Origin of the sequence: Bacteroides acidifaciens, from assembly GCF_903181435.1 — a bacterium.
GTDB lineage: Bacteria > Bacteroidota > Bacteroidia > Bacteroidales > Bacteroidaceae > Bacteroides.
This window is the reverse complement of record NZ_CAEUHO010000004.1, coordinates 716,471-728,635: the sequence shown is the minus strand read 5'-3', so window position 1 is coordinate 728,635 and position 12,165 is coordinate 716,471. Positions and strand designations below refer to the sequence as shown.

General features: G+C 46.2%; 7 protein-coding genes. 4 read left to right on the top strand and 3 right to left on the bottom strand.

Going from position 1 to position 12,165, the window contains the following annotated elements:
• Positions 1-80 precede the first annotated feature (80 nt).
• The 3 genes from CLIN57ABFB40_RS14895 to CLIN57ABFB40_RS14885 form a co-directional block, all read right to left on the bottom strand.
• Entirely contained in the window at positions 81-731 is a 651-nt protein-coding gene (locus CLIN57ABFB40_RS14895; protein WP_175630826.1) for a hypothetical protein, read from the bottom strand.
• A 23-nt stretch (positions 732-754) separates the two neighbouring features.
• Complete coding sequence (locus CLIN57ABFB40_RS14890; protein ID WP_175630825.1) at positions 755-1,696, bottom strand: hypothetical protein; 942 nt, start codon at positions 1,694-1,696, stop codon at positions 755-757.
• A 245-nt stretch (positions 1,697-1,941) separates the two neighbouring features.
• A complete protein-coding gene (locus CLIN57ABFB40_RS14885) occupies positions 1,942-3,567 on the bottom strand; it encodes a tetratricopeptide repeat protein (protein WP_175630824.1) in 1,626 nt (541 codons plus the stop codon).
• 200 nt (positions 3,568-3,767) lie between these two features.
• On the opposite strand from CLIN57ABFB40_RS14885, the gene CLIN57ABFB40_RS14880 reads away from it, so the two are divergent.
• From CLIN57ABFB40_RS14880 to CLIN57ABFB40_RS14865, 4 genes are read left to right on the top strand one after another with little or no spacing between them, the layout of a single operon-like run.
• Positions 3,768-6,833, top strand: a complete 3,066-nt coding sequence (locus tag CLIN57ABFB40_RS14880) for a SusC/RagA family TonB-linked outer membrane protein (RefSeq protein WP_175630823.1) — start codon at positions 3,768-3,770, stop codon at positions 6,831-6,833.
• Between the two features lie 12 nt (positions 6,834-6,845).
• Complete coding sequence (locus CLIN57ABFB40_RS14875) at positions 6,846-8,375, top strand: RagB/SusD family nutrient uptake outer membrane protein (RefSeq protein WP_175630822.1); 1,530 nt, start codon at positions 6,846-6,848, stop codon at positions 8,373-8,375.
• 15 nt (positions 8,376-8,390) lie between these two features.
• A complete protein-coding gene (bglX, locus tag CLIN57ABFB40_RS14870) occupies positions 8,391-10,700 on the top strand; it encodes a beta-glucosidase BglX (protein ID WP_175630821.1) in 2,310 nt (769 codons plus the stop codon).
• Between the two features lie 51 nt (positions 10,701-10,751).
• The gene (locus tag CLIN57ABFB40_RS14865; RefSeq protein ID WP_175630820.1) at positions 10,752-12,155 is read left to right on the top strand and encodes a glucoamylase family protein; all 1,404 of its coding nucleotides are present in this window, start codon (positions 10,752-10,754) and stop codon (positions 12,153-12,155) included.
• Positions 12,156-12,165: the final 10 nt, after the last annotated feature.

Sequence of the window (12,165 nt, the reverse complement as noted above, 5' to 3'; positions counted from 1 at the left end):
ACAGTACCGAATGAGAATAATCAGTATATTCTTTTACTTAGAAATACAAAGATTGCTATAAACCAAGTAAAATAAGAATATCAGAATGCACCAACTATACCAAATATATAATCTATGCGGAACATTTGAATTTTATCCCATTTTTGAGGTTTAATAATAATTGTTTCTTGCTCAATAGTCCTCTTCATCTTTTTAAAATTATCAGCTGCAATACATGATACACCTCCTCGAATAGATAATCTTTTCATAATCTTATATTCAAACATTAAATCCATATTGGCTGCATCTGAATGAGATATTGTTTTCATATTTATTTCATTAGCACTTTCGTTCTTATAATACATATACCCTATTCCCATTCCAAAACTTATCAAAAAATTGTTTCTGAAGGATCGTCTCATTTCTAATTGCGGCGCAACGTAGTAAGTCACAATATCATCAGCATAATTTACTTTTCCGTTTAATAGATAGTCTCCTGAAGTAGTAAAGGAGTTCCCTTTTAAACCTACTCCTATCCAGCTATTCCAAAAATACATTACCTTAGTATTAATAGAAATGCCACTGCTATATTGATTCCGATAATTTACTCCAACAGGGGAAACATTAGATTTACCAATTAAACAGCCCTTTCCCGCTTCTACAGAAATCAGAAATTTTTCATCTGACTTCTTCTGAGCCAATAGTACCATTACAAAAAACAACAAGAAAAGTGACAAATAACATCTTTTCATATTTAACACGATTTTAAATCATTTCAATCTTCGTCTGATATTTCCGAATCCACTTCTGTCCATAAAAGCACACTATTTCCACCAACTAAAATGGAACCAACTAGCGCCTGTTTCTCTTCCTGCTGTAATTCTGATTCTTGTACAACCCTAACAACCCCTTCTGTATAATCCTGTATATTTTCTTTCGCTATCTTTTGGGTAGTTATTAAGTAATCATTAATAATCTTATAATCTTGCAAATATTCAGGTTGTACAGACTCAAGGTGTGACACAAAAGCTTCCTCTGAAAGAAAAATATCTTTACTTGGAATAAGGGCACTAGTCTCATTAAAAATTTCTTTTATTATTCGCTCCTCAGGCATTGGACAATCAAGTTCTTTCATTTCTCCACTAACAATAGACATCACTTCATCAGTATCCAAATTTTGATTATAAACATCTGGAATCTTCCTCTCTATTGACAACATTATTTCATTATGATAATAGCCTATACTATCCAATTCCAAAGATTCAGAATCTATCATTCGATCTTCATTTGAGTTCAACGGTAAAGATGCATTTTGTAATTTACATGTAAATTTATCATCAACTGTTACTACTTGATTATCAGAAAACAGTGCTGCAATTAAAGAAGCTCCTACCGCTCCTCCTAAAGCTCCCCAACGTCCCCATCTTGCACCAACTCTCGCCCCCAAAGCATCACAACTTACAATATATTTTCCTCTAGTATTAAACCAATTCCACTTATGCCACCAGCCTCTTGTTTGTGGGCAAGTATTGACCTTCAAATAAGATTGGTTATATAAATCTAGGTTTTCACTCAATTGGGTATATGCATCAGCCTTTACTTTCTCTTCTCCATTTGGAGTGAATTCGTTAGAAGAGCAGGCACCTAAGAATAATAAAATAAAAATCGAAGTCAATACAATTGTCGTCTTTCTAACTTCTTTACTCTTTGCTTTCATAATATTGTATTATTTATTATTAAACATAAATGAATTTAGTTGTAATATATTAACCGACACTTCTTTTATTGCACGGTAAATGTGCCTTCCAACAAACGCTTTCATAACACTTATTTTTATTGGTTATGTTACAAATGTAAGGAATAAGATTAAAATAAATCTAGATGCCTGGTCACAATAAAGTTACAAGATAACTATAGATCTCGACTGCAAGTTACAGAAATGTCACAATCCAACATAAGCACCTATGGAACAAGGCATTGTCGTGTAGTCATCCATCCAAAGAATTCTTCTCCTAACTTAACTTTCATGCGACTTTTCCGACTTTTAAATGCCCCTTCAGAAGCACGTGTACATAATAAGATTGTTTCTTTGGAGCAACCCAATAAGAAAAATACGCAATGGAGCAAGTCTTCTTTAGTTAAATCAACATATTGAATTTTCAATTTAAGCATAATGTCGCCAAAAGTATCATAAATGCTTTCACAAATCATCTGTCCTTCATGAATACTCAAAGAGGTAGCTACGCCCATCTTTTTCTCCAAAGAAAGAAGCCTCTCATAGGTTTCCGTCCTTCGAAACAACTGAAGACAAAGTTCTAAACTCGGCTCCAACATCCCCATTAAATCTGTCTCAGCATTATCCTGCTCCTCAAGGTCTCCGGATAGAATATCTGTGCGACTCTTCATCAATTGATTTTGTAACTCAAGATACTTCTTTTTTCGACGCTTGTCAATCCCAAAATAAACCGCTCCTACAATAATGAAGAACAGCAAAATAAATAAAACTTCAATTTTATATCTCCCTGCAAGTTTCTGCTGATAAAGTTCGATTTCATATTTATCAGCCAAACGAGCCGTTTCAGTAGCTTTTGTTGTATCATGAATTAAATCGAGATAATAAATAAGAGAATCAGCCGCCGCTATAGCTGCTGGAAAATTATTCTCTTCTTTCTCCAATTTATATAATTCTCCATAACTTCCACCACGATTGAATATATAAGGAGAAGATTTGCTCAAGTTCAAATAGTATCGTGCAGAGTCCATTTGCTGTAAGTTTCGCAAAACATTCCCTTTCCAAAGATATTCTGTGAACAAACTAGTACCTGCCGGCGCAACAGATATAGATGCAGTAATATATTGATTCGCTTTATGATATTCCCCCATTTCATTAAACAACATCCCCATTTCACCCAATATTAAAGATTTATGATAATTTTTCCTTGTAGCTTCAGCTATATCAAGCGCCTTCTTGTTATATATCAAAGAACTATCTAATTGATGTTGTAAAACAAATATATGCCCAATCCCTCTTAAAGCATAAAATAATTGACCACTATTCTTTTGCTCAAGATAAATTTCGTATGCCTTATGATGGGCACACATAGCATCTTCATAAAGATTCTGTTCTTCATAACATCCAGCCAAATGCTCATAAATAGCCCCCAAATAAAGATACTCGCTCTCTTTAGGAATTACTTTTAGTGCCTGCAAAAAGTCTTTCACCGCCAAATCCATACAACGCATGTCTTGATACACACAACCTCGATAATAATAAGCTTGCATCTTACGCTCGTTATTCCGGCTTCTTTTATAATAATCTACTGCAAACCGAATCAATGAATCATTTGGCTCATGAACATACAACTTAGTTCTTGCACGAGCCAAGAATATTGCATAATCAGCTCTTTCAGAACCGGACAACTTTTCAGGATGAGGAATGGACTCAAGGAGCATCAAGGCACTATCAGGAAACTGTTGCAGCAGCAAGTCAGCCCGACGTAAAAGAATACCTGCATCGCTTCCAACATGACAAGTAGAAAGAAACAATATCAGAGACAATCCTATAATACAAGAAAAAAGTAACTTCATAGTTTGTTCCATTTCACAAATGTATATAAAATAAAACAAACAAGCAACAAAATGACAAATAAAAACTTTCCACATTCCCCCCGCAATGTTAAAATTACCCTTTCTCCCTCTTTTCCTAATCTTTTTCGACTTTCGTTTGTTTCCTTTGTTACTCTTGTCAAAAGACGGCAGAAAAAAGACTTCAACCTAAATATTAACAAATGGAAAAATTTAATGCAATGAGGACTAGACTTTTACAACATCTTCAGAAAAAAGCCATCAGGTCAAGGAGCATCATGACGCTTGTTTGCCTGCTACTGGCCACCACATCTGCCTTTGCACAGACAAAGACGGTGACAGGAACAGTGACGGACGCTGCCAATGAACCATTGATCGGCGCATCGATACTCGTACAAGGAACTTCCACCGGAACCATCACGGACATGGACGGTAAGTATTCAATCTCTGTCACCCCAGACGATGTACTGGTATTCTCCTACGTGGGAATGACCTCACAGAGCGTCAAGGTCGGTACGCAGACCGTTATCAACGTCACCCTGAAAGAAGATTCGCAAGTACTTGCCGAAACAGTGGTTATCGGATACGGTAGTGCGAAGAAAAGAGACTTGACGGGTTCCATCACCAACATCAAAGGGGAAGAACTGGCCAACAAGCCGGCGATGAACCCGCTTTCCTCCCTGCAAGGCAAGGTGGCAGGCGTGCAAATCGTAAACTCGGGACGTGCCGGTGCCGACCCGGAAATCCGTATCCGCGGGACAAACTCCATCAACGGATACAAACCCCTCTACATCGTTGACGGACTGTTCAACGACAACATCAACTTCCTCAACCCCGAAGACATCGAATCCATGGAGATTCTGAAAGACCCGTCATCCCTCGCCATCTTCGGTGTACGCGGTGCGAACGGCGTTATCATCATCACCACCAAAAAAGCGAAAGAAGGACAGACATTAGTGAACATAAACACGTCCTTCGGATTCAAGAAAGTAGTAGATAAGGTGAAAATGGTGAATGGCGAGCAATTCAAGGAACTGTATAGCGAACAACTCGCCAACCAGGGAGATGCTCCGTTCGATTACACCGGATGGGATGCAAACACCAACTGGCAGGACGAGATTTTCCAAAACGCTTTTATCACCAACAACAATATCAGCATCACAGGAGCTTCGCCCAAACATAGTTTCTACCTGGGCGTAGGCTACTCTTACGAGCAAGGCAACATCGAGCATGAGAAATTCAGCAAGGTGACCATCAATGCCAGCAATGATTATAAAATCACGGATTTCCTGAAAGTCGGTTTCCAGTTCAACGGTGCACGTATGCTTCCTGCCGATTCCAAACAGGTATTGAACGCACTTCGTGCCACTCCTATCGCTCCCGTATACAATAATGAATATGGACTATACACCGCCCTGCCCGAATTCCAAAAGGCACAAATCAACAACCCGATGGTGGACGTAGATTTGAAGGCGAACACTACCAAAGCCGAAAACTACCGCGCATCGGGCAATATCTACGGTGAAGTGGATTTCCTGAAACATTTCAAATTCAGAGCTACCTTCTCCATGGACTATGCATCCAACAACGGACGTACCTACACCCCTATTGTCAAAGTATACGACTCTACCGTCAATGGTGACATCGCCACTTTGGGAACAGGAAAGACGGAAGTCAGCCAATTCAAAGAAAATGAAACGAAAGTACAGAGCGACTACGTACTGACATATACCAACAGCTTCGACAACGGCAATCATAACCTGACTGCTACCGCAGGCTTCACTACCTATTACAACTCACTGAGCCGGCTCGACGGAGCACGCAAGCAGGGAGTAGGGCTGATGATACCGAACAACCCCGACAAGTGGTTTGTCAGCATCGGAGATGCCGCCACTGCCACCAACGGAAGTACGCAATGGGAACGCAGCACATTGTCCATGCTCGCACGTGTCATTTACAATTATAAAGGCAAATACCTGTTCAACGGTTCATTCCGCCGCGATGGTTCTTCAGCATTCTCCTATACGGGCAACGAATGGCAGAACTTCTTCTCATTAGGCGGCGGCTGGCTGATAAGCGAAGAAGAATTCATGAAAGACATCAAGTGGCTGGACATGTTGAAAATTAAGGCATCTTACGGTACACTGGGAAACCAGAACCTGGACAGGGCCTATCCTGCCGAACCGTTGTTGAGCAACGCTTACTCTGCCGTATTCGGCAAGCCTTCCATCATCTATCCGGGATACCAGCTGGCATATCTGCCCAACCCGAATCTCCGTTGGGAAAAGGTAGAAGCCTGGGAAGCCGGATTTGAGACTAACCTGCTCCGCAACCGCCTGCATTTCGAAGGTGTTTATTACAAGAAAAACACAAAAGACCTGTTGGCAGAGGTTCCCGGTATCTCCGGAACAGTTCCGGGCATCGGCAACCTAGGACAGATTCAGAACAAAGGTGTGGAAATGGCAGTAACCTGGCGCGACCAGATAGGCGAATGGGGATATACCGTCAGCGCCAACCTGACCACTATCAAGAACGAAGTGAAAAGCCTTGTCCAGGAAGGATATTCCATCATTGCCGGAGACAAGCAGCAGAGCTATACAATGGCAGGTTATCCTATCGGCTATTTCTACGGATATAAGGTAGCGGGTGTTTACCAGTCGCAAGCCGACATCAACTCATCTCCGGAGAATACGCTTGCCACTGTCACCCCCGGTGATTTAAAATTCGCAGATGTCAACGGTGACGGCAAGATTACCCCGGAAGACCGTACCATGATAGGTAACCCGACCCCGAAAGTAACTTACGGTTTCTCTCTCGGAGTGAACTACCGCAACTGGTCGTTGGATATCGACATGATGGGGCAAGGCGGAAACCAGATTTTCCGCACGTGGGACAACTACAACTTTGCCCAGTTCAACTACATGGAGCAACGCTTGGGACGCTGGCACGGCGAAGGGACTTCCGACAGCCAGCCATTGCTGAACTCCAAACATTCCATCAACACGCTGAATTCGGATTATTACATCGAAAGCGGCCGTTTCTTCCGCATCCGCAATGTGCAACTTGCTTATGCATTCGACAAAAGCCTGCTCGCGAAAATCCGCCTGCAAGCCCTCAAAGTATATGTCAACATACAGAACCTGAAGACGTGGAAGCATAACACCGGCTATACCCCCGAACTGGGCGGTACCGCTACCGCATTCGGAGTAGACAACGGCAGTTACCCTGTACCGGCAGTTTATACATTCGGAATCAACTTAACATTCTAAAACTATACTCATATGAAACTGGATAAATATATATTTTCAGCCCTTATTGCCGCCGCCACGCTCTTTCTGGGCAGTTGCAGCGACTTTCTCGACCGCAGTCCGCAAGGACAGTTCACCGAAGACGACAACCCCAATGCGCTCGTCAACGGTAAGATTTACAATGTCTACACGATGATGCGTAATTACAACATCACCGCCGGTCCTCCCGCATTTGCCATCCACTGCTTCCGTTCCGAAGACTCGGAAAAGGGAAGTATAGCCAGCGACGGTTCCGACGTAGCGGAAATGTACGACGACTTCCTATATACCGCCAACAACGGTTTGCTGGGTGCCTACTGGGGACAGAATTATGCCATCATCTACCAGTGCAATGACATTCTCGAATCCATCGCAGATAAAGAGACAGCCGGACAAACCGAAGCCGAAGATATCATCAACAAAGGCGAAGCCTCTTTCTTCCGTGCCTACTGCTACTTCAATCTGGTAAGAGCTTTCGGCGAAGTCCCCCTCGTGACCTACAAAATCAATGACGCTTCGGAAGCCAATATTCCGAAAACAACCGTCGAGAAAATCTACGAGCAGATTGACACCGACCTGAAAACCGCCGAGGAGTCACTACCGGAAACATGGAGCACCGAATACCTCGGACGCCTCACCTGGGGAGCCGCACGTTCGCTGCACGCACGTACCTATATGATGCGCAACGACTGGAACAATATGTACACAGCCTCTACCGACGTCATTAAAAAAGGGCTTTATAACCTGAAAACCCCGTACAACGAGATATTTACGGACGAAGGCGAAAACAACGGCGGTTCTGTATTCGAACTGCAATGTACCGCCACCGCCGCTCTCCCCCAAAGCGATGTTATCGGCAGCCAGTTCTGCGAAGTGCAAGGTGTGCGCGGAGCAGGTCAATGGGACTTGGGATGGGGATGGCACATGGCGACAGAATATATGGCACAAGCCTACGAACAGGGCGACCCGCGTAAAAACGCCACCCTGCTCTACTTCCGTCACTCGGACGACGAGCCGATTACCCCCGAGAATACCAACGAGCCTTACGGCGAATCTCCGGTTTCTCCGGCTATGGGAGCCTATTTCAATAAAAAAGCCTACACCGACCCAGCCCTGCGTAAGGAATACACCAACAAAGGCTATTGGGTAAATATCCGCCTCATCCGCTATGCGGACGTATTGCTGATGGGAGCCGAATCCGCCAATGAAAAAGGCATCCCCGGCGAAGCGGTAGACTACCTCGAACAGGTACGTGAACGTGCTAGAGGTACGAATAGCAACATATTGCCCAAAGTAACCACTACCGACCAAGGCGAACTGCGTGAAGCCATCCGCCATGAACGCCGCGTGGAACTGGGGCTTGAGTTCGACCGTTTCTACGACCTGGTCCGCTGGGGCATTGCCAAACAAGTATTGCAGGCAGCCGGCAAGAATTATCAGGACAAGAACGCCTTGCTTCCATTGCCTCAGACCGAGATAGACAAGTCCAAAGGAGTGCTGGTACAAAATCCGGATTATCAATAAAACAAGTATAATAATATGATAAATAAGAAACTAAGTTCCGTCATTCTGTTACTTTTGGCAGGATTCCTGAACGTGGCGGCACAAAAGTCGCCACAGGACATGAACCGCTTCATCGATGCCCTGATGAGAAGAATGACATTGGAAGAAAAGATAGGGCAGTTAAACCTTCCCGTCACCGGAGAGATTACCACCGGACAAGCCAAGAGCAGCGATATTGCCGCCAAAATCAAGAAAGGCGAAGTAGGCGGACTGTTCAACCTGAAAGGAGTGGAGAAGATACGCGAAGTACAGAAACAGGCGGTCGAACAATCCCGCCTGGGTATTCCGTTACTGTTTGGCATGGACGTCATCCACGGATATGAGACGATGTTCCCCATCCCGCTCGGCCTGTCGTGCACCTGGGATATGGCAGCCATCGAAGAGTCTGCCCGCATCGCAGCCGTAGAAGCCAGTGCCGACGGAATCTCATGGACATTCAGCCCGATGGTGGACATCTCGCGCGACCCCCGCTGGGGACGTGTGTCCGAGGGGAACGGTGAAGACCCGTTCCTCGGCGCCATGATTGCCGAAGCAATGGTACGCGGCTATCAGGGAAAGAACATGCAACGCAACGACGAAATCATGGCGTGCGTGAAGCACTTTGCCCTATACGGGGCAAGCGAAGCGGGACGTGACTACAACACCGTGGATATGAGCCGCCAACGGATGTTCAACGACTATATGCTACCTTATGAAGCAGCCGTCGAAGCCGGTGTAGGCAGCGTGATGGCATCGTTCAACGAAGTGGACGGAATACCTGCCACCGCCAACAAATGGCTGATGACGGACATCCTGCGCGGACAATGGGGATTCAACGGCTTCGTTGTAACCGACTATACGGGAATCTCCGAAATGATAGACCATGGCATCGGCGACCTTCAGACAGTATCCGCCCGTGCCATCAATGCCGGAGTGGACATGGATATGGTCAGCGAAGGCTTTGTAGGCACGCTGAAGAAATCCGTCCAGGAAGGCAAGGTTTCTATGGAAACGCTGAATACCGCCTGCCGCCGCATCCTGGAAGCGAAATACAAGCTCGGGTTGTTTGACAATCCTTATAAATATTGCGACCCGAAACGTCCGACACGCGACATATTTACGAAAGCGCACCGTGACGCAGCCCGCAGAATAGCCGCCGAAAGTTTCGTTCTCTTGAAAAACGACAGCCCCGACGGGAACCCGAACGGAAATCCGCTACTGCCTTTCAATCCCAAAGGAAATATCGCCGTTATCGGCCCGCTGGCAAACAGCCGCAGCAATATGCCGGGTACTTGGAGCGTAGCTGCTGTGCTCGACCGCTGTCCTTCATTAGTAGAGGGACTGAAAGAGATGACTGCCGGAAAAGCGAATATCATGTACGCCAAAGGCAGCAACCTGATTAGTGATGCCGCCTACGAAGAACGTGCCACAATGTTCGGCCGTTCACTGAGCCGTGACAATCGCACCGACCAGCAATTGCTGGACGAAGCGCTCAACGTAGCCCGCCGGTCGGACATTATCATCGCAGCCCTTGGAGAATCCTCTGAGATGAGCGGTGAAAGCAGCAGCCGTACGGACTTGAATATCCCTGACGTGCAGCAAAACCTGCTGAAAGAATTAGTAAAGACAGGGAAACCGGTAGTGCTTGTACTGTTCACCGGCCGCCCGCTTACACTGAACTGGGAACAGGAACACGTGCCCGCCATCCTGAATGTATGGTTCGGCGGCAGTGAAGCAGCTTATGCCATCGGCGACGCCCTCTTCGGCTATGTCAATCCGGGTGGCAAACTGACAATGACTTTCCCGAAGAACGTCGGTCAGATACCTCTTTACTATGCGCATAAGAATACCGGACGCCCGTTGAAAGAAGGCAAATGGTTCGAGAAGTTCCGCAGCAACTACCTGGATGTGGACAATGACCCGCTTTATCCGTTCGGCTACGGGCTTTCTTATACCACTTTCTCCTACAGTGACATTGACCTCAGCCACTCCAGCATGGACATGAACGGTTCACTGACCGCAGCAGTGGAAGTGACCAATACCGGCACATGGCCCGGCTCGGAAGTCGTGCAACTCTATATCCGTGACGTAGTAGGCAGCAGCACCCGCCCCGTGAAAGAGCTGAAAGGTTTCCAGAAGATATTCCTTGAACCGGGAGAAATGAAGATTGTCCGCTTCAAGATTGCTCCGGAAATGCTGAGATATTATAACTATGACCTTCAACTGGTGGCCGAACCGGGTGACTTTGAAGTGATGATTGGGACGAACAGCCGGGATGTGAAAACGGCGAAATTTACGTTGAACTAAACTCTTAGGCACGGATTACCGTGCCTAATCTAATAAATTATCACCTTGATTATGAACAATAAATATAAAAGACTCGCAGAAATGAGCGCACTCCCTCTCATGCTGCTGTTCCTGTCCGCTGTAGCCCTGACCTTCCAGAACTGTAAGGGGAAAAGCAAAAGCGACAACCTTTCCGCCGTCACCGACTCACTGTCGGATGATGCCCTGATGGATACCGTCCAGCGACGGACCTTCCTCTACTTTTGGGAAGGTGCGGAACCGAACAGCGGTCTTGCCCCCGAACGCTATCATGTAGACGGCGTATATCCGCAGGACGACGCCAACGTCGTCACTTCCGGCGGCAGCGGCTTCGGCATCATGGCTATCCTTGCCGGAATAGACCGCGGCTATGTCACCCGTGAAGAGGGACTGGCACGCATGGAGCGTATCGTATCCTTCCTTGAGAAAGCCGACCGCTTTCACGGAGCGTACCCTCACTGGTGGTATGGCGACACGGGAAAGGTGAAACCTTTCGGACAGAAAGACAACGGCGGTGACCTGGTGGAAACAGCTTTCCTTATCCAGGGACTTCTCGCCGTGCACCAATATTACGTAAACGGCAACGAGAAAGAAAAAGCGCTCGCCCAGCGCATCGACCAAATCTGGCGCGATGTTGACTGGGACTGGTACCGGAAAGGCGGACAAAACGTCCTTTACTGGCACTGGAGCCCTACCTACGGCTGGGAAATGAATTTTCCCGTACACGGTTACAACGAATGCATGATTATGTATATCCTTGCCGCCGCTTCGCCAACGCACGGAGTACCCGCCGCCGTCTACCATGACGGATGGGCGCAGAACGGTGCCATCATCTCCCCGCATAAGGTAGAAGGAATCGAACTTCATCTCCGCTACCAGGGGACGGAAGCCGGACCGCTTTTCTGGGCACAATATTCTTTCCTCGGACTCGACCCTGTGGGACTGAAAGATGAATATTGCCCCAGTTATTTCTACGAAATGCGCAACCTGACGTTAGTAAACCGTGCCTATTGCATCCGCAACCCCAAACATTACAAAGGGTTCGGCCCCGATTGCTGGGGACTGACTGCCAGTTACTCCGTAGACGGATATGCCGCCCACTCACCCAACGAGCAGGACGACAAGGGTGTCATCTCTCCTACCGCCGCCCTCTCATCCATCGCCTACACGCCGGAATACTCCATGCAAGTGATGCGCCACCTCTATAATATGGGCGACAAAGTTTTCGGCCCCTTCGGATTCTACGACGCTTTCAGCGAAACGGACAACTGGTATCCGCAACGCTACCTCGCCATCGACCAGGGCCCTATCGCCGTCATGATTGAGAACTACCGCACAGGCTTGTTATGGAACCTCTTCATGAGCCACCCCGACGTACAGGCGGGACTGACGAAGCTGGGTTTTAATACCAACAAACAGGATGTGAAACAAAAATAAATGTAAGACG

Coding starts and splice junctions, on each gene's coding strand:
- CLIN57ABFB40_RS14895 (WP_175630826.1), bottom strand. CDS start 731: ATGAAAAGATGTTATTTGTCACTTTTCTTGTTGTTTTTTGTAATGGTA.
- CLIN57ABFB40_RS14890 (WP_175630825.1), bottom strand. CDS start 1,696: ATGAAAGCAAAGAGTAAAGAAGTTAGAAAGACGACAATTGTATTGACT.
- CLIN57ABFB40_RS14885 (WP_175630824.1), bottom strand. CDS start 3,567: ATGAAGTTACTTTTTTCTTGTATTATAGGATTGTCTCTGATATTGTTT.
- CLIN57ABFB40_RS14880 (WP_175630823.1), top strand. CDS start 3,768: ATGGAAAAATTTAATGCAATGAGGACTAGACTTTTACAACATCTTCAG.
- CLIN57ABFB40_RS14875 (WP_175630822.1), top strand. CDS start 6,846: ATGAAACTGGATAAATATATATTTTCAGCCCTTATTGCCGCCGCCACG.
- bglX (WP_175630821.1), top strand. CDS start 8,391: ATGATAAATAAGAAACTAAGTTCCGTCATTCTGTTACTTTTGGCAGGA.
- CLIN57ABFB40_RS14865 (WP_175630820.1), top strand. CDS start 10,752: ATGAACAATAAATATAAAAGACTCGCAGAAATGAGCGCACTCCCTCTC.